Source organism: Alishewanella jeotgali KCTC 22429 (assembly GCF_000245735.1).
Classification (GTDB): Bacteria; Pseudomonadota; Gammaproteobacteria; order Enterobacterales; family Alteromonadaceae; genus Alishewanella; species Alishewanella jeotgali.
This window is the reverse complement of sequence record NZ_AHTH01000009.1, coordinates 79490-102610: the sequence shown is the minus strand read 5'-3', so window position 1 is coordinate 102610 and position 23121 is coordinate 79490. Positions and strand designations below refer to the sequence as shown.

Genomic DNA, 23121 nt, shown 5'->3' with positions numbered 1-23121 from the left:
TGGTTACTATCAGCCCGTTTTAGTAATGGATAACCATCAATGGCGCTTAAACCTCTGATTGCAGCCAACTGGAAGATGAATGGCAACCGTGAGCTGGTTAGCACGGTAACAGAGGCTGTCGCCTCGCTTTCGGCTGCGGTAGATGTGTTGGTATGTCCGCCGGCTACCTTGCTGCCGGTGTTTAAGGCGCAACGAAACTTTGCGTTAGGTGGGCAGGATGTTAGCGCAGCGCAAGCAGGTGCTTATACCGGTCAGTTAAGCGTTGCGTTGTTAAAAGAGGCATCAGCCAGCTATTGCCTGGTTGGTCACTCAGAGCGGCGGCAATATCAGTTTGAAAGCGATAGCTTGATTGCCCAGAAAGTGGCTGCGGCTATTGCCGGTGGCATTACACCGGTGCTCTGTATCGGTGAAACGCTGGCCGAGCGGCAGCAAGAAAAAACTGAGCAGGTTCTTGCGAAACAACTAGCTGCAGTGTATGCTTCGCAGCCCGAATTACTGAGCAAATCGGTAATTGCCTATGAGCCAATTTGGGCCATTGGTACCGGCGAGTCGGCAACACCGGAGCAGGCGCAGCTAACACATGCGTTTATCCGGGCGGAATTAAGCCGTTATGATGCCGAAGCGGCAACGCAGTTACGAATTTTATATGGCGGCAGTGTCAATGCAGCGAACAGCGCAGCACTTTTTGCACAGCCAGACATAAATGGTGCTTTGGTTGGCGGAGCCAGCTTAAAGCCTGATGAGTTTGTACAAATTTGCCTGAGCGCAAAGGACTAAGTATGTACGAGATTTTTATTGCTTTATATTTGTTAATTTCACTGGCTTTGATTGGCCTGGTACTGATTCAGCACGGTAAAGGCGCCAGCATGGGCGCAGCGTTCGGTGCAGGCGCTTCGGCAACAGTATTTGGTTCTTCAGGTACCGGTAATTTCCTGACCAAGACTACTACAGTACTGGCGACTTTGTTTTTTGTGCTGAGTATTGTGCTGGGTAACTTTACTGCTAAGCAAAGCAAGCCAGATGATGGCAGCGATTTCTTTCAGTCTGTTCCGGTAACGACCGAGCAGGCCCCTGCCAAAAAAGATGACGTCAACGACATTCCGGTAGGCAATTAAGTTTTACGCCGAGATGGTGAAATTGGTAGACACGCTATCTTGAGGGGGTAGTGTCTTCGGACGTGCGGGTTCAAGTCCCGCTCTCGGCACCAAATTAACGCAAGCATGCCTTGCGGACACAGTTCAGGCACGTTATAATGTGCGCCAGTTACGGACGCGGGATGGAGCAGCCTGGTAGCTCGTCGGGCTCATAACCCGAAGGTCGTCGGTTCAAATCCGGCTCCCGCAACCAACTTGATTGTTAGAAGTGATTATAGAAAGTCGCCCTCGGGCTCCTCTTTATAACCACGGGGCGAAGGTCGAAATCCGGCTCCCGCAACCAACTTGATTGTGAGAAGTGATTATAGAAAGCGCCTTCGGGCTCCTCTTTATAACCACGGGGCGAAGGTCGAAATCCGGCTAGCGCAACCAAATTTAAAACATTAATCATTGGCGATATGGTTAGTGTCTGGATACTGATTCGCCCCGCTCGTTCGGGGCGTTTTCGCATCTGGAGTCCGTGTTTTAAGTAGTAATGGGCGCTTCGCCCATTTTTTATTTGTGTTTCGGAGGTCTTTTTTGGCTAAACAAGAACAGCAACTAACTGAGCTGCTGACACCGACTGTGGAAGCAGCCGGTTATCAATTATGGGGTATCGAGCTGGTCCGTGCTGGCCGCCATACCACCCTGCGAATCTTTATCGATAAAGACGATGGCATCACTGTTGATGATTGTGCCGTGGTCAGTCGTGAAGTTAGTGCTCTGCTAGATGTTGAAGATCCTATCCCAACGGAATATACGCTGGAAGTCTCGTCTCCCGGCCTGGATCGCCCATTATTTACCGAAGCACAATTCGCACGCTACGTTGGCCAGAAAATCGAGGTTAAATTGACTGTACCTCAGGACGGCCGGCGCAAATTTAAAGGCATACTAACGGCGCTTGATGGCGATATGTTGGTAATGGAAGTAGATGGCAAACCCTTTAGTTTGCTTGTCGATAACATTGATAAAGCAAACGTGGTGCCGGTATTTTAACCGGCCCGGGTAGCATCAGAACGAGGCATAGACCATGGCAAAAGAAATATTATTAGTTGTTGATGCGGTGTCGAATGAAAAATCCGTGCCGCGGGAAAAAATTTTCCAGGCGCTGGAATTCGCATTAGCTGCAGCCACCAAAAAGAAAAATGAAGGCGATATCGAAGTTCGCGTTAGCATTGACCGCAAAACCGGCTCTTATGAAACTTTCCGCCGTTGGGAAGTGGTTGCCGATGACGCCGTAATGGAACATCCGTACCGCGAAATCACCTTATCGGCAGCACAGTACGACGAACCGAATCTGAAAATTGGTGACTTTGTCGAAGAGCAAATTCCATCAATTGAGTTTGACCGCATCACCACCCAGATGGCCAAGCAGGTGATCGTGCAGAAAGTCCGCGAAGCAGAACGTTCACAAGTGGTAGAGGCTTACCTGGACCAGGTCGGCGAGCTGGTGACTGGCGTGGTTAAAAAAGTTAACCGTGACAGCATCATCGTTGACCTGGGTAACAATGCCGAAGCCATGTTACCGCGCGAAGAAATGTTACCACGCGAAACCTACCGTCCGGGTGATCGTATTCGCGCCTTATTATTTGATGTGAAGCCGGAAGCCCGAGGTGCTCAGCTGTTTTTAAGCCGTGCCAAACCGGAAATGCTGCTGGAATTATTCCGCATCGAAGTGCCGGAAATTGGTGAAGAAATGATTGAACTGCGTGGTGCCGCCCGCGACCCAGGTTCACGCGCCAAGATCGCGGTGAAGAGCAACGATCGCCGCATTGATCCTGTCGGTGCCTGCGTAGGTATGCGCGGTTCCCGGGTGCAGGCCGTGTCTAACGAGCTGGGTGGTGAACGGGTTGATATCGTACTGTATGACGATAATGACGCCCAGTTTGTCATTAATGCGATGGCACCGGCGGAAGTGGCCTCCATTATTGTTGATGAAGACGCCCACTCGATGGATATCGCGGTTGAGGATTCTAACCTAGCGATGGCCATCGGCCGCAGCGGCCAGAACGTGCGTTTAGCCAGCCAGTTAACCGGTTGGGAGCTGAACGTGATGTCGGTTTCTGATATGAAGAAAAAGCATCAGGAAGAAACCGAAAAAGTTCGCCAGCAGTTTATGGACGCGTTGGAAATCGATGAGGATTTCGCAGAAGTGCTGGTTGAAGAAGGTTTCTCAACACTGGAAGAAATCGCCTACGTGCCGATCAGTGAGCTGTTATCAATTGACGGTCTGGACGAAGAAACCGTTGAATTGCTGCGTAGTCGTGCCAAGGACGTGTTAACTACCCGCGCCCTGGCCAATGAAGAATCACTGGAAGGTGCTAAGCCGTCTGAGGCGTTACTGGCACTGGAAGGTTTAGATACCCATACTGCTTATGTTATTGCCAGCAAAGGTGTCACCACGCTGGATGACCTGGCAGAATTAGGAACCGACGATTTGTTAGAAATTGTAGAAATGCCTGAAGAAAAAGCTGCAGCCCTGATTATGGCTGCCCGTAATATCGTCTGGTTTAATGAAAGTAACTAAGTAGTCAACGGAGGTAACAACACAAATGGCAGAAGTCACCATAGAAAAACTGGCCAGTGATGTCGGTACTACTGTTGATCGGTTAGTGCAACAATTTGCTGATGCAGGTATTACCAAGGCCCAGGGCCAGACGGTAACCGAAGACGAGAAAAAGGCGTTATTAGAGCACCTGAGCAAGCAGCATGGCGGCAAGCCAGCTGAGCCGGCAAAACTGACGTTAAAGCGCAAAGAAAAAACCACCCTGAGTGTGGCCGGCGGCGCTGGCCGTAACCGGGAAATCCAGGTGGAAGTGCGTAAGCAAAAAACCTATATCAAAAAGCCAATGCTGGATGAAGCCACGCTAAAAGCGCAGGAAGAAGCCCGCATCGCCGAAGAGCAGGCCGAAGCCGCACGACTGGAAGCAGAACGTAAAGCGCGTGAAGCCGCCCAGTTAAAGGCGAAAGAAGAAGCCGAGCGTCGTGCCGCTGAAGCGAAGAAACGCGAAGAGCAAAAAACGGCAGCGCCGGTCAATAAAGATGACCCGGAAGAAGCGGCTCGCCGTGCTGCGAAAGAAGAAGCCCGCAAAGAAGCGGAGCGTATTCGTAAGCAGCAGGAAGCGGAAGCTCTGCGTAAGCTGGAAGAAGAAGCTGCGCGTCAGGTTGAAGCCGCCCGCAAGCTGGCCGAAGAAAATGGTGAGCGCTGGTCACAGCAGGAAACAACCCGTTCTGATGCCGACGATTACCATCTGACCAGCAATAAATTCGCCAAGCAGGCTGAAGATGAAGTCGATGCTAAAGAAGAGCGTGCGGGTCGTCGTGGCGTAGGTAAAAAAGCCCCGGTAGCAAAAGCGAAGAAAGGTAAAGATGAGGCCAATGATAAAGAAGCCTTTAACCGCGCGAACCGGCATGCCAAGAAAAAGAAAACCCCTACCAGCATGCAGCACGGCTTTAATAAGCCAGCACAGCCGGTAGAGCGTGAAGTTAAGATTGGTGAAACCATCACCGTGGCCGAATTGGCAGCGAAAATGGCGGTCAAAGCGTCGGAAGTGATCAAAGTGATGATGAAGATGGGCGCTATGGCTACCATCAACCAGGTCATTGATCAGGAAACTGCGGCTATTGTCTGTGAAGAAATGGGCCATAAGTTTATTCTGACCAAGGAAAACGAACTGGAAGAAGCAGTGATGTCGGACCGTGAAGGTCAGGGCGAGCTGGAGCCACGCGCACCTGTGGTGACTGTTATGGGTCACGTTGACCACGGTAAGACCTCATTACTGGATTATATCCGTAAAGCCAAGGTCGCAGCCGGTGAAGCCGGTGGTATTACTCAGCATATCGGTGCTTATCATGTAGAAACGCCACGCGGTATGGTGACTTTCCTGGATACACCGGGTCACGCCGCCTTTACCTCGATGCGGGCACGTGGTGCCAAAGCAACAGATATTGTTATTCTGGTTGTGGCCGCCGACGACGGTGTGATGCCGCAAACCAAAGAAGCGATCCAGCACGCCAAAGCCGGTAATGCACCGTTAGTGGTTGCGGTAACGAAAGTCGATAAACCGACTGCTGATATCGACCGGGTGCGGAATGAGTTGTCGCAGTATGGCGTCATTTCGGAAGAATGGGGCGGCGATACGCAGTTTGTACCGGTGTCGGCTAAAACCGGTCAGGGCATCGACGACCTGCTGGAAGCCATTCTGAACCAGGCGGAACTGCTGGAATTACAAGCTGTCCATAAAGGCCTGGCGAAGGGCGTGGTCATCGAATCCCGCTTGGACAAAGGCCGTGGTCCGGTCGCCTCTATCCTGGTACAGGAAGGCACCCTGACTCAGGGCGATGTGGTGCTGTGTGGCTTTGAGTACGGCCGCGTGCGCGCCATGCGTGACGAAAACGGTAAAGAAGTGAAAACTGCCGGCCCGTCAATTCCGGTCGAGATTTTAGGTCTGTCCGGTGTACCGCAAGCTGGTGACGAGGTAACAGTGGTGAAAGACGAGCGTAAAGCCCGTGAAGTAGCGCTGTACCGTCAGGGCAAGTTCCGCGATGTGAAACTGGCGCGGCAGCAGAAAGCGAAGCTGGAGAATATGTTCGCCAACATGTCTGAAGGCGATGTATCTGAGCTGAATATCGTGCTGAAAGCAGACGTACAAGGTTCAGTGGAAGCGATCACAGAATCGTTGATGAAGCTGTCAACGGACGAAGTGAAGGTGAAGATTGTCGGTTCAGGTGTAGGCGGTATTACTGAAACTGACGTCTCGCTGGCTGCGGCCTCTTCTGCCATTATTATCGGCTTTAACGTCCGTGCTGATGGTTCGGCCCGTAAACTGGTCGAGGACGAAGGTCTGGATCTGCGTTACTACAGCATCATTTATGAGCTGTTAGACGAAGTGAAACAGGCAATGACCGGTATGCTGGCGCCAGAGTTTAAGCAACAGATCATTGGTCTGGCTCAGGTGCGCGATGTGTTCCGCTCACCGAAGTTTGGCGCTATCGCCGGCTGTATGGTGACCGAAGGTATCATCAAGCGCAATGCGCCAATCCGTGTACTGCGTGATAACGTGGTGATCTTTGAAGGCGAACTGGAATCGCTGCGTCGCTTTAAAGATGACGTTAGCGAAGTACGTCAGGGCTTTGAATGTGGTATCGGTGTGAAGAACTACAACGATGTGCGCGAAGGCGATCAGATCGAAGTGTTTGAAACGATCCAGGTAGAACGTACGCTATAATAGCAACGGCTTACCGATAAACAGGGGCACAGGTTGCCCCTGTTGTGTTTAAGTCTCGGCAGCACTACGCTGCGGCATGAGACTAAGGATAAGATAATGAAAGAATTTTCCCGTGTTGACCGTCTGTCACAACAGATGAAGAAAGAGATGGCGGTGATCCTGCAACGTGAAATTAAAGATCCACGGCTGCATACCATGATCACCGTCTCCGATGTTGAAGTGTCACGTGACTTATCACATGCCAAGGTGTTTGTGACCTTTCTTGGTATGGATGACAGCAAGGTCGAAGATAACCTGAAGATCCTGAATGATGCTTCAGGTTTTATCCGTAGTTTAATTGGCAAAAGGATCCAAACCCGTATCGTGCCACATATTCGCTTTGCCTTCGATCAGTCGCTGAATGAGGGCATTCGGATGGCCAATCTGGTGGATACGGTACGCAAGGATGACGAGCGTAAGCGTCAACAAGCTGGCCCGAACCCGGAAGCGGAAGAACTGGAATAATGCGCGCCCGTAAAAATGCCCGGCCAGTGCATGGCATCTTGCTGCTGGATAAGCCGTTAGAAGTCAGTAGTAACGGTATTTTACAACGGGTACGTTGGTTATATCAGGCACAAAAAGCCGGCCATACCGGCGCGCTGGATCCAATGGCGTCCGGTTTGCTCCCCATCTGTTTTGGCGAGGCCACTAAGTTTAGCCAATTTTTGCTGGATACCGATAAAACCTATCAGGTGACGGCCACCTTTGGTATCCGCACCACCACCAGTGATGCCGAAGGCGAAGTGGTGAGTGAAAAAGCGGTCAGTTTTAGCGACGCGCAGCTAGCAGCTGCGATGCAGCAATTGAGCGGGGATATTTTACAGGTGCCGACGATGTTCTCGGCGTTGAAGTATCAGGGGCAGCCCCTGTACAAATACGCCCGGCAGGGCATTGAGGTGCCACGCGAAGCGCGCCCGATCAGTATCTATCGTTTTGAGTTGCTGTCACGTACGGCACAGACCGCAGATTTTATTGTGCATTGCTCCAAAGGCACCTATATCCGCACTCTGATCGACGATCTGGGTGAACTACTGGGCTGTGGGGCTCATGTCAGCCGGTTGCACCGGGTGCAGGTAGGGCCTTTTCAGGCGGCGCAAATGGTCACACCGCAACAGCTGGAAGGGCTTAATGAACAGCAGGACTGGGCGGCGTTGGATGCATTACTGTTACCGATGGATGCCGGGTTACAGGGCTTACCCAGCCAGGTTCTGGATGCTGCGCAGCAAAAAGCCATTATGCATGGCCAGAGTTGTCAGGTTGCCGCCGCTGATGCCGAAGTGGTAAAGCTTTATGCCGAATCAGGTCAGTTGTTGGGTATTGGTGAAATTGTGTCTGGCGAACTGAGTAGCCGGCGACTGATTAATCTGGCGGCGTTAGCACCGACAGTTGCCGACGACAGCAGTTTACTTGCTTAAAACAGGCCGGCCCTGTACAATGCGTCGGCAGTTTTGCTGCCGCTGGATGAGTGATCGGCGGTTAGCGTATCTTAGTTCACTCACATTTGGAGACATACCATGTCATTAAGCGCTGCTCAAAAAGCACAAATCGTTGCTGAATACGCTGTTAAAGCGGGCGACACCGGTTCACCAGAAGTACAGGTTGCTCTGTTAACCGCTTCTATCAACCACCTGCAAGGCCACTTTGCCGAGCACAAGCACGACTTCCACTCACGTCGTGGTCTGCTGCGCATGGTTAGCCAGCGCCGTAAACTGTTAGACTACCTGAAAGGCAAAGATCTGGCGCGTTACAGCAGCCTGATCGAGCGTTTAGGCTTACGTCGTTAATCGACGTCAGTAAAAGAAGAGGCTTTCGGGCCTCTTTTTTTATGGCCAAAATTTTTTCTGGCAAAAGAACGGAACTATCTTTTGTCACAGCTTACAGAGTATACTAAGCAAGCAAATAAAACAGAGCAACACATCGCAATTCGGCGATTAAGACAAAGGAAAACACCACGTGACTCCCATCGTAAAATCATTCCAGTTCGGCCAACACACCTTTACTTTAGAAACCGGCGTTATCGCCCGTCAGGCAGATGCCGCAGTGCTGGCCAGTCTGGGAGATACTGCTGTTTTAGTAACAGTAGTGGGCAAAAAAGAAGCTAAGCCTGGTCAGGACTTCTTTCCGTTAACCGTAAACTACCAGGAAAAAATGTATGCAGCTGGCCGGATCCCGGGTGGCTTTTTCAAACGTGAAGGCCGACCAAGCGAAGGCGAGACGTTAACCTCACGTCTAATCGACCGGCCAATTCGCCCACTGTTCCCGGAAGGCTTCACTAACGAAGTACAGGTTGTTGCCACTGTGGTGTCAGTACAGCCGGAAATTCAGCCGGATATCGTTGCGCTGATTGGTACATCTGCCGCCTTAGCCATCTCTGGGATCCCGTTCAGTGGCCCTATCGGTGCGGCCCGTGTCGGTTATATCAATAACCAGTACGTGTTAAACCCATCAGAAGAAGAACTGAAAACCTCTAAGTTGGACTTAGTGGTTGCCGGTACGCAGAACGCGGTGTTAATGGTGGAATCAGAAGCCGGTATCCTGTCAGAAGACGTGATGTTAGGCGCCGTTATGTACGGTCACCAGCAAATGCAAACTGCGATCAATGCCATCGTTGAATTTGCCGGCGAAGCTGCTAAGCCAGCCTGGAACTGGGTTGCTCCAGCGAAGAACGACGCCCTGATCGCAAAAATCGCCGAGCTGGCGACTGCCGATTTGGGCGATGCTTACCGCATTACCGAAAAAGCCAAACGCTATGAGCGGATTGGTGAAATCAAAGCCGCGCTGATTGAAAAATTATCCGCTGAGCTGGCAGAGGGCGAAGCGCTGAACCTGACTGAAGTCGGCGAAATTTTCCATAATCTGGAATCAAAAGTGGTACGCGGCCGTATTACCAAAGGTGAGCCGCGTATCGATGGCCGTGATCCGGAAATGATCCGTGGTTTAAGCGTGATGACCGGTGTGTTACCACGTACTCACGGTTCAGCCCTGTTCACCCGGGGGGAAACTCAGGCGCTGGTGACTGCGACCTTAGGTACGGCGCGCGATGCGCAAAGTGTTGACGATTTACTGAGTGCCAAAAACGATACCTTTATGCTGCACTACAACTTCCCTCCGTACTCAGTGGGCGAAACCGGCATGATGGGCTCACCAAAGCGCCGTGAAATCGGCCACGGTCGTCTGGCTAAGCGTGGTGTGCAGGCGGTAATGCCGTCGTTTGATGAGTTCCCGTACACGGTGCGTGTGGTTTCAGAAATTACTGAATCAAATGGTTCAAGCTCAATGGCGTCAGTCTGTGGTTCGTCGCTGGCGCTGATGGATGCCGGTGTACCGATCAAAGCCTCAGTGGCCGGTATTGCCATGGGTCTGGTCAAAGAAGGTGATGACTTCGTCGTGCTGTCTGACATTCTGGGCGATGAAGATCACCTGGGCGATATGGACTTTAAAGTGGCCGGTACAGCTGAAGGTATCACAGCACTGCAGATGGATATCAAGATCGATGGTATCACTCAGGAAATTATGCAAATCGCGCTGAAGCAAGCGAAAGCGGCTCGTCTGCATATTCTGAATGTGATGGATCAGGCAATTAGCTCGCACCGCTCAGAGATGTCTGAGTATGCACCGCGCATCTACACCATGAAGATTAACCCGGAGAAAATCCGTGAAGTTATCGGTAAAGGTGGCGCCGTAATCCGTCAGATCACTGAAGAGTCCGGTACCACTATCGAGCTGGAAGATGACGGTAGCATTAAGATTGCTGCCACCACCGCGAAAGCGGCGCAGATTGCCATCGATAAGATCAATGCTATTACTGCAGAGATTGAAGTTGGTGCTATCTACCAGGGCGAAGTAGTACGGATCGTTGATTTCGGTGCTTTCGTTAATGTGCTGCCAGGTAAAGATGGTCTGGTGCATATTTCACAAATCTCTGATGAGCGCGTAGCGAATGTTGCCGACCATCTGCAGGTTGGCCAGAAAGTGGCAGTGAAAGTACTGGAAGTGGATAAGCAAGGCCGCGTGCGTCTGAGCATCAAAGAAGCCACGGCGAAACCAGCTGCAGAAGCGGCTACAGAAGCTTAATGTGACCAAAACGCTGTATAAGCTAGCCCTGCTTGCAGGGCTTATTACCCTAACCGGCTGCGCACAGCGGCCGGTAACACCGGCAGAGGCCTGGCTGACGCCAGAGCCACTGCAGGTGCCTTACCGTAATGAGTTGGCGATCGCCCGCTTATCTGAAATTCTGCAACGGGCTGAACTGACTGAAGCACAAAGTGCCCAGTTATTTTATGACCGTGGCGTGATGTACGACAGTGTAGGCTTGCGCTCACTGGCCCGGCTCGACTTTATGCGCGCTCTGCGTTTAAAGCCGGATATGCCGGAAGTCTATAATCTGCTGGGTATTCATTACACCCTGAGCGGTCAATTCAGCGAGGCGTATGAAGCCTTTGATTCTGCGCTGGAGTTGGCGCCGGATTATGATTTCCCGTATTTGAATCGTGCCATTGCCTTTTACTATGCAGGCCGGCTGGATTTGGCAGAAGCTGACTTTGCCCAGTTTTACCAGTTAAAACCCAATGATCCCTACCGGGTGTTGTGGTGGTACATAGGTGTGGCAGAAACCAGACCTGAGCAGGCGCAGCAGCAGCTGCGGCAACAGCTGAGTTTGCTGGATCCGGATGATTGGGCCACCAATCTGGTGCGTTTCTACGCCGGACAACTGTCAGAGCAGGCGCTGCTGCAATCCATTCTGCAGGGACTGAATAATCCGCGTCATCTGGCAGAGCGTTTATGCGAAGCGTATTTTTACCTGGCGAAGTGGCATCAGGCGCGGGGTAATCTGGAGCAGGCACTGATTTATTACCATAAAACGCTGTCGACCAATGTCTACGAGTTTGTCGAACATCGCTATGCCAGAATGGAAATAGCCAGGATCCGCGGCGATGAGCCGAGCCATGAACAGCATGAGCAGCACTAGCGCTGCGACTGTATTTAAAAAAAGCCGGCTTGCTGGCTTTTTTCTTTTGCTTGGTGTTGTCGCCTGTCAGGACGCGCCCACGACCGAACAACAGCTACTTTCCCGCGCCAGCACTGACGGCGCCGCTGCTGCGCAATTAGCCCGCTTACGACTGGCCGAGAACGATCTGACTGCGGCCTTACAGTGGTGGCGTCAGGCTGCTGCGTTGGATGCCCCCGGTGCGCTGGAGCATGCGCTGATGCTGCAAGTCCGGCTGGAAGGTAAACTGGCGACGGCACATTGGCTTACTGCGCAGCAAGCTGCGGGGCAAGACTATACTCATCAGCTGCAACCCCAGTTACTGGCGGAACTCGGGCTCTGGGCTATGCCACCGCAAACCGAGTTTAGCGCGGCGGAAAATCTGGCGGGCGCCAGTTGTAGTTTAAGGATCCAGCCGGTGGTGACCTCAGCCGCGGCTGAGCGTACCTATCAACTGTTAGCGCAGCAGTGGCAGCAGGATCCGCAACTCAGCCAACTGCCGGTTTGTTTTGCCGCTGTGGTCAGAGTGCAGTCAACCTTATTAAATTGCAGCGAACAAGCAGCCAGCCGGATCCATTGTGAGTATCAGCAATTGCAGCAGCTGGTGCAGCAAGGCCAGTTTCAACAGCTGTTATTACTGGGTGGTCGCGGTATTGCCAGTTTTAATAATGGCATTATCCAACTGCCAGAAGATGCCAATCTGGCTTTACTACGGCATGAATTTTTACATATTGCCGGTTTTCTTGACGAATATGCGCTCTCTGCGCTGGCTGCCCGCGCCGTTTGCCAGAGCGGGCGGATCGCCCCTAATCTGTTAGTCGGAGCGGATAACAGCACATTAGCGCGCTATCGGCAGCGGTATCGGGTTGCTACGCAGGATATCGAGCTGACCGCCGTTGACACCTGCCAGGCCGTGGGCCTGCAGGCTTATCGGCCGGTGGCGGCGGTAAACAGTATGCGGCATTTTGAGGCCCCGTTACCCCAACTGTATTTTGACTTGTTGCAACAAGAGTTAGAGCAGGCGGCGTTGTTAATGCCAGTGCAGTATTATTTTGCTTATCTGGCACGGCAGCAGGAGGCGTGGCAGGATTGGTATCAGTTGATGCACACCGCGGCGGGGTTCGGTTATCCGCCGGCGATCCGGGCTTTGAGTAAGCTTAATCAGACGACAACAGCCGCTGCCGCAGCAGCAGAAGACTAATCGTGACTGCTTAACTCGGCCAGCTCACGTTCCAGCAAGGCCGCATCACCCAGGTTTAGCTCCAGTAAACGGCGCAGATGACTGATACTATCAATATCGATTTTCTGGCAGTACAGACCCAGCAGGTCCTGATGCTGATGCGCGATTAACACCTGCATCGAGATTTCTTCTACACTATCACTTAGCTGCAGCCGCAATAGCATCGGCTCTGTCGTTAGCGGCAGGCTCTGCGCCGGGTTGCGGACCAGGGCGCCTTTCAGCGACAAGTCCAGTACTTCGGTCGGGTAGCTATGGCCAGCAACGTCCAAATGAGCTCTGCTGAAAAAGCGCACTCTTTTATAATGTCTCTGCTCCATACTACCCCCTAAGTTTTTAATTAGCTTAGCAGATATCTTCACCTGCTGCCTGACGGTCTGCATGATAGCTGGAGCGGACAAAAGGGCCGCAGGCAGCATGTTTAAAACCTAACTCATCGGCATAGGCTTTGATCTCTGCAAACTCTGCTGGTGGCATATAGCGTTTTACCGGCAGGTGGTGCTTACTTGGTTGCAGATACTGCCCCACGGTTAACATATCTACCTGATGTTCGCGTAGATCGCGCAGCACTTCTAATAACTCTTCAGTGGTTTCACCCAAACCCACCATTAGGCCAGACTTGGTCGCCACCTGCGGGTGTAATTGCTTAAAGCGCTGTAGCAGGGTCAGTGACCATTTATAGTCCGCTCCCGGCCGTGCCAGCTTATACAGACGCGGTGCCGTCTCCAGATTGTGGTTAAACACATCAGGTGGGTTTTTACTTAAGATCTCCAGTGCCACATCCATCCGGCCGCGGAAGTCCGGCACCAGCACTTCAATTTTAATCTCCGGGCTATATTTACGGATAGCGGCAATACAATCGGCAAAATGCTGGGCACCGCCATCACGTAAGTCGTCGCGGTCTACTGAGGTAATCACCACATACTTTAACTTCATATCGCGAATGGTCAGTGCCAGCTTTTCCGGCTCTTCAGCACTGGGTGGCAGCGGCCGGCCATGGGCGACATCACAGAACGGGCAGCGACGGGTACAGATGGCACCCAAAATCATAAAGGTGGCAGTACCGTGGTTAAAACACTCGGATAAATTGGGACAGGAGGCTTCTTCGCAAACTGAATGCAGGCCGTGTTTGCGCAGTGCGCCTTTGATTTCGTCGATCCGCTCGGTGCTTTTCGGCAGTTTGATCTTCAGCCATTCTGGCTTGCGTAACATCTCGTCGCGCTCGGTGGGCAGTACCTTTACCGGGATTAATGCCATTTTCTCCGCATCGCGCAGCTTAACGCCGGGTTCCATACGTGCTGTTTTGGTCATTTTAGTTCTCTAACCCTGTTTTAACCACCGGGCTGCTAATTGCCAGATGTTGTTGAAAAAGTTCGGCCATGACGGTTGCGGCCTCAGAGACTTGAAGCGGTCCGCCCAGCTCACTACATTGTACCATTTGCATACCGGCATAACCGCACGGGTTGATCCGGCTAAAGGGTTCCATATCCATCTGCACATTCAACGCCAGACCGTGAAAGGTACAGCCTTTACGTACCCGCAGCCCGAGCGAGGCGATCTTCGCTCCCGCAACATAGACGCCAGGTGCATCGGGTCGGGCTTCGGCGTTGATGTTATAACGGCGCAACAGCTCAATCAGAATATTTTCCAGCATGCTGACCAGCTGGCGCACGCCCAGATTACGGCGCTTGATATCCAACAGTACATAAGCCACCAACTGGCCCGGGCCGTGGTAGGTGACCTGACCGCCGCGATCAACCTGTACCACCGGAATGTCTCCCGGAAAGAGCAGATGTTCGGCTTTACCGGCCTGCCCCTGGGTAAAGACCGGTGGATGCTCTAACAACCAGATTTCGTCCGGCGTGTTACTGTCGCGCAGATCGGTAAACTGCTGCATGGCCTGCCAGATCCGGCTGTAGTCTTGCAGACCCAGCTGGCGGATCACCAGTTGCTCGGTAATAGACAAGGTAAGCTCCGTGCTGATTTAAGCGGGCATTATACTGGATAAGTCGCGGATTTCGAGTACCTCTGGCGGCGTAAACTGCTCAGAGTACGTAGCGCACCAGCTCAATTTTGCCAAGCTCAGTGTACAGTAATTCAATATGCGACTTACTGGTGACTGTCACCTGTACTGTCACCGAATGGTAGTTGCCTTTACCGCTGGGTTTAACACTGGGGCTGTAATCAGCGGCGTCGGCATGTTGGCGGATCACCATCATCACCTCGTCAACCAGCCGCGCATCGGCCAGACCCAGTACTTTAAAATTAAACTGGCAGGGAAATTCCAGAAACTCATCAAAACGGGTATTTTTAACTTCAGTGACCATGTGCTTTACTCAGTAAAAATAAAAAAGTCCCGGCCAGGCCGGGACTTAGCTTAATCTCGGTGTGGCGTTATTGAAACTTTAACTTCACAGCATCAACCAGCCGGCTGAAAAAGCCTGCCTGTTCAATACTTTCCAGGGCCACAAGCGGGTAGCTGCCAAGCTGTTCATTGTTCAGCTGCAGCACCACCTTGCCAACCACGTCGCCCTTGTTAATGGGGGCGATCAGTTGCTGATCCAACTGGATGTCTGCTTTTAAATTCCGACGCTGACCGCGTTGTAAGGTCACAGTCGCATTTTCCGCCAGACCGACTGCCACCGTTGACTGCTGACCTTTCCACAGTCGTTCGTCGGCCAGTTTTTCACCGGCCTGATGGGTAGTGACAGTTTCAAAAAAGCGGAAACCGTAGGTCAGTAACTTTTTATTTTCGGCGGCGCGGGCGCGTTCGTTAGCCGTGCCCATGACTACCGACACCAGACGCATACCTTCACGGGTGGCTGAGGTGATCAGGCTAAAGCCAGCTTCTTTAGTATAACCGGTTTTGATGCCATCCACTTCCAGGCTGCGATCCCATAGCAGGGAGTTACGGTTGTGCTGGGTAATGTTATTAAAGGTGAACTGCCGCTCAGAATACAGGGCGTATAAGTCTGGTACATCCCGGATCAGTGCCCGCGATAGCACGGCCATATCACGCGGCGTTGTGTACTGCTCGTCCAGATGTAAACCATGACTATTACCAAAGCGGGTATTGACCATGCCTAGCCGCTCGGCGTGCGCATTCATCAGATCGACAAAGGCACTTTCGGTACCGGCGATATGTTCCGCCATGGCAACACAGGCATCATTGCCTGACTGGATCATAATACCGCGCGCCAGATCTGCGACTTTGACCTGAGCGCCCACTTCAATAAACATCAGCGAAGAGCCGGGGAAGTTTCTCGACCAGGCGCGTTCGCTAACCGTGACCATATCGTCCAGACTGATATTGCCCTGTTTCAGCTCCATACCGATAACATAGATGGTCATCATCTTGGTTAAACTGGCAGGAGCCAGTGACATATCGGCATTTTCTTCCGACAGTACCGCGCCGGTATCATAATCGACCAGGATATGTCCTTTCGCTGCCACTTGCGGCGCTTGTGGCATTACACTTTGTGCGCTGGCTTGCGCTACCAGAAATGCACTGCTTACGGCTAAGGTTGCCGCACCAAAAACCTGATAATAACTGTTCATAGCACCTTTCTTATAAGTTCGGGACTAGCTGAAGTGATCAGCCGCACTGACCACCATCGACAAAAAATGCCTGCGGATAGCTGCCGGTGCGGAACTGATTCAGCCATTGTTGCGCCAGTTGGCTATCCGAGGTTGGACCTATTAACAGCCGGTGTAAGCCGTTACCGGAGCGGATCTCCGTTGGTACTGACCACTGGCTGGCAATTTGTTGCTGCAACTGACGCGCTCTGTTGTTGTCACTGATCGCAAACAGTTGGATATAGCATTGTCTGTTCGGTAGTTCAGCACTTCTAATCCGTGTTTCACCGGCACTGGGCGGCGCCGCGCGCTGCATCGGAATGCCTTGTTGCCCTTGTTGCTGCGCCAGCATCGCCGGCGATTTTAGCAGCTCAACCTTAACCCTGGCTGTACCGCGTTGCAGCATGCCGATTTTATGGGCTGCTGAATAAGAGAGGTCAATAATCCGGTCCTGGTGGAAAGGGCCACGGTCATTGACTCGGACAATAGCGCTCTGGTTATTATCCAGATTGGTTACCCGCACATAAGACGGCAACGGCAGGGTTTTATGGGCCGCGGTCATGGCGAACATATTGTAGATCTCGCCATTCGAGGTATGGTAACCGTGAAATTTATTGCCATACCAGGAAGCAATACCGACTTCGGTATGTTCGGTCAGCTGTTGTAACGGCAGGTAATCCTGGCCGAAAATATTGTAAGGGTTATTACCACCGCGGCTCAACGGCTCGGCCTTGGGTATCGGATCGGTCATTTCCAGCAAGGTCGGTAAGCGGGGTGGTTTACTGTCGGTTTCATCACGGTAGCGACCGGCATTCGGTGATACCATCGATGGTGGTTTTGCCGCCGGTGTACCCGGGGCTGGTGGTTTACTGCTGCAGGCCGCCAGGGTAGCGGCAGCAAGCAGTGTGATTAGGCTGAGGCGTAATTTAGTCATATCAGGTTTGGGCCATACTGCGTTTATGTGTACTTACCGACATAATAATGCCAAAAGCGGCCATCATGGTCACCATCGAAGTGCCACCAAAACTGACCAGCGGTAACGGCACCCCAACAACCGGTAACAGCCCGGAAACCATGCCTATATTTACGAACACATAGACGAAAAATGTCAGGGTAAAGCTGCCGGCAACCAATTTGCCATAATTATCCTGTGCCCGGGTGGCGATAAGCAAGCCCCGGCCAATAATAAACAAATAAATTGCCAGTAAAAACAATACGCCTACCAGGCCAAATTCTTCACTTAGCACTGAGAAAATAAAATCAGTGTGACGCTCCGGCAAAAATTCCAGCTGCGACTGGGTACCCTGCAGCCAGCCTTTACCATGCACGCCGCCAGAGCCAATGGCGATCTTGGATTGGATAATATGATAGCCTGAGCCCAAGGGGTCACTCTCCGGGTTGAGAAAGGTCAGAACCCGGCGCCGCTGATAATCGTGCATGCCAAACAGCCAGAGCACGGGCGCAAAGGCAGAGATCAGTGCCACGATAAAGGTGATGAGCTTCCAGCTCATCCCGGCCAGAAATAAGACGAAAATGCCGGCAGCAGCAATCAGGATAGCAGTGCCCAGATCCGGTTGCTTAGCAATCAGCAGCGTTGGGATCACACACATCAAAAAGCCGACGGTCAGATGGCGCTTTTTCGGTGGCAGGTTGTGCGAGGCGATAAACCAGGCAATCGCCATCGGTACTGCCAGCTTCATAATTTCGGACGGCTGAAACTTCATAAAACCCAGGTCCAGCCAGCGTTGGGCACCTTTACCGACATGACCAAACAGCAATACCGCCACCAATAGCAGGGTACCGACAATAAACAGCGGCAATGACCAACGCCGGATAGTGAGCGGGTTGATTTGCGCTACCCCGATCATTACCGCAAAGGCCAGACCCAGGCGGATAATCTGCGCTTCGACCATCCGCTCGCTCTGGCCAGAGGCGCTGTAAAGCACCAGCAGACCATAGCCGATCAGCGCCAGTAGGCCCAGTAACAGCGGCGTATCGATATGAAAAAACGCCAGCCGGCTGATGCGGGTTTTCGGGTTAACCAGACTGTCATTCATTGCTATTGACTCCGGCACTGAAATAATAATCCATCAACTGACGGGCAATGGGCGCGGCTGTGCTGCCACCACCGCCAATATTTTCTACGGTAACGGCGACAATAATGGTTGGATCAACCGCCGGTGCATAACCGACATACATGGCATTATCGCGCAGCCGCTCATCCAGTGCATTGGCATCGTATTTGGCATCCTGCGCAATTTTTACCAGCTGGGCAGTACCGGTTTTGCCGCCTGAGCTATAACTGGCGCCACGAAAGGCGTTAAAGGCGGTACCCTTTTGCGTACTGACGGTTTGCTCCATCGCATCGCGGATCACTTGCCAGTTGCGTGGGTTAACCACATTGACGGTCGGTTGCAATTCGGTACTGACCTGCTCGGTGCCGGCATCATTCGTCAGAGTTTTCGCCATATGGGGGATCGGCAGCATGCCATTATTCAGTAAGGCGGCGGTGGTGGTCATCAGCTGGATTGGTGTAGAAGTCCAGTAGCCTTGGCCGATACTGACCGCGACGGTGTCACCATGATACCAGGGCTGGTTATGCCGGGCGCGTTTCCAACCCCGTGACGGCATATTGGTGTTGGATTCTTCCAGAATATCAATACCGGTTTTTTCACCAAAGCCAAGCCTGTTCATATAGTCAGAAATGCGGTCAATACCGAGTTTAACCCCCATATCATAAAAGAAGGTATCACAGCTCTCGATAATGGCACTGTAAACATCGACCCAGCCATGGCCCCAGCGTTTCCAGTCGCGGTAACGATGCTCGACGCCGGGTAGCTGAAAGAAGCCCGGATCCCAGATCCGGGTGCTGGGAGTAATAGTATTGGTTTCCAGCCCTAATAATGCCAGATGCGGCTTAATGGTAGAGGCCGGCGGATATACGCCTTGCGTCACCCGGTTAATCAGCGGCCGGTCCGGGGAATTTAATAACGCATTGTAATTGGTACTGCTGATCCCATGCACAAAGAGGTTAGGGTCGTAGCTGGGGTTACTGTAAAACGCCATCACGGCCCCATCGCGGGGATCCATTGCAACAATAGCCCCGCGCTTACCTTCCAGTAACTGCTGGGCGGTGAGTTGCAGGCCCACATCCAGATTAAGCTGAATATTTTTACCCGATTGCGCCGGTACCGAGCGTAATACCCGGATCAGGCGGCCGCGGTTATTCACTTCAACTTCCTGATAACCCATGGTGCCGTGTAATTCGGTTTCGTAGTAGCGCTCTAAGCCAATTTTGCCGATATCGCGGGTGGCGGCGTAATTTGCCAGTTGGTCGCTCTCTTCCAGCCGTTTCAGATCGTTGGTATTGATGCGGCCGATATAGCCCAGTGCATGGGTAAACAAATTACCAAAAGGGTAGTGGCGGCTAAGACGGGCTTCGACAGTGACGCCGGGAAAACGGTGCAGGTTAACCGAGATGATTGCCACTTCTTCATCATTGAGCTGCTCTTTCAGCGCTATGCTATTAAAGCGACGCTGTTGGCGCACATCACGCAGGAAGCTTTGTTGTAACTCGTCCGGGATCTCGATTAGTTGTGCCAGCTCTGCCAGTGTTTCGGTCATATTTTCGACCTGCTCTGGTACTAATTCGAGGGAGAACACCGGCCGGTTCTCAGCCAGCAAAATACCGTTACGGTCAGTGATCATGCCGCGGTTTGGCGCCAGTGGCACCACTTTAATCCGGTTACCCTCGGAGCGGGTTTGGTAGACCTGATAGGATTTCACCTGCAGGTGATACATATTAACAATTAACACGCAAAACAGCAGGCTAACTACCAGCATAGCGGTCAGCGCCCGCCGGCTGAACAAGCGGGCTTCGGCAGCAACATCCTGCATAGTGACGCGTTTTTTCAGCATGCCTACTCGCGGTGATAAGGGTGATTGGTACTAATACTCCAGGCGCGGTACAGGGCTTCTGCCATCACCACCCTGACCAGCGGATGCGGCAGCGTCAGCGCCGAGAGTGACCATTTGGCTTCGCTGGCTGCAATACAGGCTGGCGCCAAACCTTCCGGGCCGCCCACCAGTAAGCAGACATCACGGCCATCCTGTTGCCATTCCTGTAACTTGCCGGCCAGCTGCGGGCTGGTCCAGTTTTGACCCAGCACTTCCAGCGTCACGATGCGGCTACCTTTGGGCACTGCCGCCAGCATTTTTTCGCCTTCTTGCTCTAAAATGCGTTTGATATCCGCATTTTTACCGCGCTTACCAGCGGCAATTTCAATCAGTTCGAACGGCAGATCACGGGGAAAGCGACGGGCATATTCCTCAAAGCCGGTTTGTACCCAGGCAGGCATCTTGGTACCCACGGCAATCAGGATCAACTTCATAACTACTTAACCGCCCCAGAGCTTTTCCAACTGATAAAAATGCCGGCTTTCTTCCTGCATCACATGCACGACAACACTGTCCAGATCCAGTAATACCCATTCCCCCGAGGCTTCACCTTCGATGCCCAGTGGTTGAACGCCTTGTTTCTTCACTTCTTGCGCCAGGTACCCGGCAATAGACTTCGCGTGGCGGCTGGAAGTTCCAGAGCAGATCACCATAAATTCGGTGACGCTGGATTTACCCCGGACATCTAAGGTCACGATATCGCGGGCTTTCATGTCATCAACCTTGTCTACGACAAAGGCGACCAGTTCGTTTGTTTGCACCCTTATTCCTCATGCAAGCTAAAAGGGCGCTATTTTATCACACTTTGGCAGCGGAAACAGCGCAACCATAGAGCCCGTGTTGCTGAATATAACTAAGTACCGCTGGCGGTAGCATGGCCTGCACGGCTGGGTCCACGGCTAACTGCTCACGGACAAAGGTTGCGCTTTGTGGAAAATCCGGATTATCCAACAGCAGGATGCCACCGGCTGGCAGTGTGCTGAGCTCTGGCAGGCTGATGCCGTATTGGGTGAGTAGCGCTGGTGCGTCGCCATCCTGTGCGCTATAGCCGGGGCGCTTAAGTACGATCAGATGGGCCAATGTCAGGATCTGCTGCCACTGATGCCAGCTGCGAAAATACTGCAGTGAGTCCATGCCAATAATAAAACACAAGTGCGCAGCAGGATCTTGCTGCTTTAGCAGCGTCAGGCTATTTACCGTGTAAGACGGTTGTTGCAGGCTCAGTTCCAGCGGTTCGAGCTGCAGCTTTGGCTCTGCACTGATAGCCAGCTCGACCATCCGTGCCCGCTCGACACTGCTGACGCCCGGACTGGCACGGTGCGGCGGCAGATGGCAGGGCATCAGCTTAACGCTATCTAAAGCGCAGTGCGTCAGCACATAACGTGCAACTGCCAGATGGCCAAGATGGATCGGATCGAAGGTGCCGCCAAAAATCCCTACTAGTTTAGTCTGCGTCATACTGTTGCAAAGCAAAGGTTTTGGCGACCGGATGGCAGAATAAGGTCACCAGATGTAATAACGCCAGCGTGGTGTTAGTCAGCCGGCCGGCTTTAAATAAGCGATCAAAGGCCGCCAGTTCCTGTAACAAATAGTTTTGCCAACCCCGGCTAAGTCGCTGCAGGGCTTGTTGATATAATGGCTGGCGTTTCGGCCAGATCGCCAATTGTTTAAACTGTGCGCTCAGTTGGCCTTGTTGCTCCGCCTGGGCCAGCTGTTGCAGGATGCTCAGCTCTTTATGTAATTGCCAGGCGATAATCACCGGCTCAGTGTCCTGTTCCAGCAAGCGCTGCAGCCGGTGTGCGGCTTCGGCACTATGCCCGGCTAATACCGAATCGGTCAGTTGAAACACGTTGTAGCTGGAATGATCGGCTAAAAAGCGGCTAAAGGTCTCGGCATCAATGCGGCTATCCGGATGGGTCAGTGCCAGCTTTTCCAGCTCCTGCCGGGCGGCCAGCAGGTTGCCGGCACAGTGTTGTTGCAGCAAATTCAGCGCATCAGAGCTTAGCTGCAACTGTAACTGGCGGGCGCGTTGCTGCAGCCATTGCAGTTGTTGCCGCTCATCCAGTGGGTAAATTGCCACTTGCACTGCCTGCTCTGACAGTTGTTTAAACCAGGCCAGTTTGCTGACTTCACTAAAGCTGCGACTGCCATGCACCACCAGCACGATATCGGGATGCAGTTTGGCAGCCAGTTGCTTCAGTTGTTCGTTGACGGCAGCCGGCGGTTTGGCTTGTGCCAGTTCCAGTTCAATCAGCCGCCGCTCGGCAAACAAGGACATGGCACTGAGTTCGTTATCCAGCTGCTGCCAGTCGAACTGGGCATCAGCGCTAAAGCTCAGCCGCTCCAAAAAGCCTTGCGGTTTGGCCGCGTGCCGGATCGCTTCGATGGCTTCCAGTTTTTGCAGTGGCTCTTCGCCAAAAATCAGATAACAGGGCGCCAGCCCCTGTTGCAGCTGGGCTGGCAATTGATTGGCGTACAGCTTCTGCATCAGCCCAGGCGAGCCAGTTGGCGGATAATACGGTTGGCAGCCTGCTGGCGTAATTCGCTTAACAGCAGCTCCAGTTCCTGGGCTTTCGCCAGGGCCTGATTCGGATCATCCTGATAATCACGGTATAACTCGAACTGATAAAATTGTTCCTGTTCGCCGGGTAATTGGATCCGATATTCGACTTTGTAAATCAGCTCATATTCGGCGACCTGGCCATTGGCAAACAGCGACAGGGTCCGCCGCTCCAGCGTGTCGCGCACCAGCTGCAGCGCCGGTCGGTCTTGCTGGTAACTGCCCAGTAACTCGACCTGATTTTGACTAAAGCGCTGTTTTAACAGCGCGGCCAGCTCAGAGTGCGCTTCGCTTTGCACATAGATGGCCGGAAACTGACTGAGCGGCAGATTGCCGCGCAGGTGAAAGCCGCAGCTGCTCAGCAGACTGAGCAGCAGCGCCAGCAGTGTCAGGCGCCAGGCCAT

Annotated in this window: 24 protein-coding genes and 2 tRNA genes; 13 read left to right on the top strand and 13 right to left on the bottom strand. The window is 52.7% G+C overall.

Features of this window, described 5'->3' with window-relative positions; all coding sequences use genetic code 11:
- Nucleotides 1-39 precede the first annotated feature (39 nt).
- The 13 genes from tpiA to AJE_RS04630 all read left to right on the top strand — a co-directional run bounded on the left by tpiA (nt 40) and on the right by AJE_RS04630 (nt 12588).
- Nucleotides 40-777 carry a triose-phosphate isomerase gene (gene tpiA / locus AJE_RS04690; protein ID WP_008608760.1) on the top strand — a complete coding sequence of 246 codons (738 nt, stop codon included), beginning with the start codon at nt 40-42 and terminating at the stop codon, nt 775-777.
- Nucleotides 778-779: 2 nt separating this feature from the next.
- Nucleotides 780-1115 (top strand): preprotein translocase subunit SecG, encoded by a 336-nt coding sequence (gene secG, locus AJE_RS04685; RefSeq protein ID WP_008608759.1) that lies wholly within the window; start codon nt 780-782, stop codon nt 1113-1115.
- Between the two features lie 7 nt (nt 1116-1122).
- A tRNA-Leu gene (locus tag AJE_RS04680) sits at nt 1123-1207 on the top strand.
- A 63-nt stretch (nt 1208-1270) separates the two neighbouring features.
- Nucleotides 1271-1347 (top strand) — tRNA-Met (locus AJE_RS04675).
- Nucleotides 1348-1673: 326 nt separating this feature from the next.
- Complete coding sequence (rimP, locus tag AJE_RS04670; protein WP_008949888.1) at nt 1674-2129, top strand: ribosome maturation factor RimP; 456 nt, start codon at nt 1674-1676, stop codon at nt 2127-2129.
- A gap of 34 nt (nt 2130-2163) precedes the next feature.
- Nucleotides 2164-3660, top strand: a complete 1497-nt coding sequence (gene nusA / locus AJE_RS04665) for a transcription termination factor NusA (RefSeq protein WP_008608756.1) — start codon at nt 2164-2166, stop codon at nt 3658-3660.
- 25 nt (nt 3661-3685) lie between these two features.
- Nucleotides 3686-6361, top strand: coding sequence for a translation initiation factor IF-2 (gene infB / locus AJE_RS04660; protein ID WP_008949887.1), 2676 nt, complete (start codon nt 3686-3688; stop codon nt 6359-6361).
- A gap of 93 nt (nt 6362-6454) precedes the next feature.
- Nucleotides 6455-6865 (top strand): 30S ribosome-binding factor RbfA, encoded by a 411-nt coding sequence (gene rbfA / locus AJE_RS04655; RefSeq protein WP_202799372.1) that lies wholly within the window; start codon nt 6455-6457, stop codon nt 6863-6865.
- The gene (gene truB / locus AJE_RS04650) at nt 6865-7815 is read left to right on the top strand and encodes a tRNA pseudouridine(55) synthase TruB (protein WP_008949885.1); all 951 of its coding nucleotides are present in this window, start codon (nt 6865-6867) and stop codon (nt 7813-7815) included. Before rbfA ends, truB begins: the two co-directional genes overlap by 1 nt.
- 99 nt (nt 7816-7914) lie before the next feature.
- A complete protein-coding gene (rpsO, locus tag AJE_RS04645; RefSeq protein ID WP_008608749.1) occupies nt 7915-8184 on the top strand; it encodes a 30S ribosomal protein S15 in 270 nt (89 codons plus the stop codon).
- 169 nt (nt 8185-8353) lie between these two features.
- On the top strand, nt 8354-10474 hold the full coding sequence (pnp, locus tag AJE_RS04640) for a polyribonucleotide nucleotidyltransferase (RefSeq protein WP_008949884.1): 2121 nt from the start codon (nt 8354-8356) through the stop codon (nt 10472-10474).
- Between the two features lies 1 nt (nt 10475).
- The gene (gene nlpI / locus AJE_RS04635) at nt 10476-11369 is read left to right on the top strand and encodes a lipoprotein NlpI (RefSeq protein WP_008949883.1); all 894 of its coding nucleotides are present in this window, start codon (nt 10476-10478) and stop codon (nt 11367-11369) included.
- Nucleotides 11335-12588, top strand: a complete 1254-nt coding sequence (locus tag AJE_RS04630) for a hypothetical protein (RefSeq protein WP_008949882.1) — start codon at nt 11335-11337, stop codon at nt 12586-12588. The genes nlpI and AJE_RS04630 overlap by 35 nt, the downstream gene beginning before the upstream one ends.
- On the opposite strand, the gene AJE_RS04625 is transcribed toward AJE_RS04630, so the two are convergent.
- From AJE_RS04625 to AJE_RS04565, 13 genes are all read right to left on the bottom strand, one after another.
- Nucleotides 12585-12944, bottom strand: coding sequence for a PilZ domain-containing protein (locus AJE_RS04625; RefSeq protein WP_083835093.1), 360 nt, complete (start codon nt 12942-12944; stop codon nt 12585-12587). The two genes, AJE_RS04630 and AJE_RS04625, sit on opposite strands and share 4 nt — an antisense overlap.
- A 25-nt stretch (nt 12945-12969) precedes the next feature.
- On the bottom strand, nt 12970-13935 hold the full coding sequence (lipA, locus tag AJE_RS04620) for a lipoyl synthase (RefSeq protein WP_008949880.1): 966 nt from the start codon (nt 13933-13935) through the stop codon (nt 12970-12972).
- Nucleotide 13936: 1 nt separating this feature from the next.
- Nucleotides 13937-14590 carry a lipoyl(octanoyl) transferase LipB gene (lipB, locus tag AJE_RS04615; protein WP_008608723.1) on the bottom strand — a complete coding sequence of 218 codons (654 nt, stop codon included), beginning with the start codon at nt 14588-14590 and terminating at the stop codon, nt 13937-13939.
- A gap of 79 nt (nt 14591-14669) precedes the next feature.
- A complete protein-coding gene (ybeD, locus tag AJE_RS04610) occupies nt 14670-14951 on the bottom strand; it encodes a DUF493 family protein YbeD (RefSeq protein ID WP_008608722.1) in 282 nt (93 codons plus the stop codon).
- Nucleotides 14952-15018: 67 nt separating this feature from the next.
- Entirely contained in the window at nt 15019-16182 is a 1164-nt protein-coding gene (locus AJE_RS04605) for a D-alanyl-D-alanine carboxypeptidase family protein (RefSeq protein WP_008949879.1), read from the bottom strand.
- A gap of 37 nt (nt 16183-16219) precedes the next feature.
- A complete protein-coding gene (locus AJE_RS04600; RefSeq protein ID WP_008608719.1) occupies nt 16220-17134 on the bottom strand; it encodes a septal ring lytic transglycosylase RlpA family protein in 915 nt (304 codons plus the stop codon).
- 1 nt (nt 17135) lies between these two features.
- Nucleotides 17136-18257 carry a rod shape-determining protein RodA gene (rodA, locus tag AJE_RS04595; protein ID WP_008949878.1) on the bottom strand — a complete coding sequence of 374 codons (1122 nt, stop codon included), beginning with the start codon at nt 18255-18257 and terminating at the stop codon, nt 17136-17138.
- Complete coding sequence (gene mrdA, locus AJE_RS04590; RefSeq protein WP_008949877.1) at nt 18250-20118, bottom strand: penicillin-binding protein 2; 1869 nt, start codon at nt 20116-20118, stop codon at nt 18250-18252. The genes rodA and mrdA overlap by 8 nt, the downstream gene beginning before the upstream one ends.
- A gap of 2 nt (nt 20119-20120) precedes the next feature.
- Nucleotides 20121-20591, bottom strand: coding sequence for a 23S rRNA (pseudouridine(1915)-N(3))-methyltransferase RlmH (gene rlmH / locus AJE_RS04585; RefSeq protein ID WP_008608716.1), 471 nt, complete (start codon nt 20589-20591; stop codon nt 20121-20123).
- 6 nt (nt 20592-20597) lie between these two features.
- Nucleotides 20598-20918 carry a ribosome silencing factor gene (gene rsfS, locus AJE_RS04580; RefSeq protein ID WP_008949876.1) on the bottom strand — a complete coding sequence of 107 codons (321 nt, stop codon included), beginning with the start codon at nt 20916-20918 and terminating at the stop codon, nt 20598-20600.
- Between the two features lie 37 nt (nt 20919-20955).
- Complete coding sequence (nadD, locus tag AJE_RS04575) at nt 20956-21615, bottom strand: nicotinate-nucleotide adenylyltransferase (RefSeq protein WP_008949875.1); 660 nt, start codon at nt 21613-21615, stop codon at nt 20956-20958.
- The gene (gene holA / locus AJE_RS04570) at nt 21602-22645 is read right to left on the bottom strand and encodes a DNA polymerase III subunit delta (protein WP_008949874.1); all 1044 of its coding nucleotides are present in this window, start codon (nt 22643-22645) and stop codon (nt 21602-21604) included. The genes nadD and holA overlap by 14 nt, the downstream gene beginning before the upstream one ends.
- Entirely contained in the window at nt 22645-23121 is a 477-nt protein-coding gene (locus tag AJE_RS04565) for an LPS-assembly lipoprotein LptE (protein WP_008949873.1), read from the bottom strand. Before AJE_RS04565 ends, holA begins: the two co-directional genes overlap by 1 nt.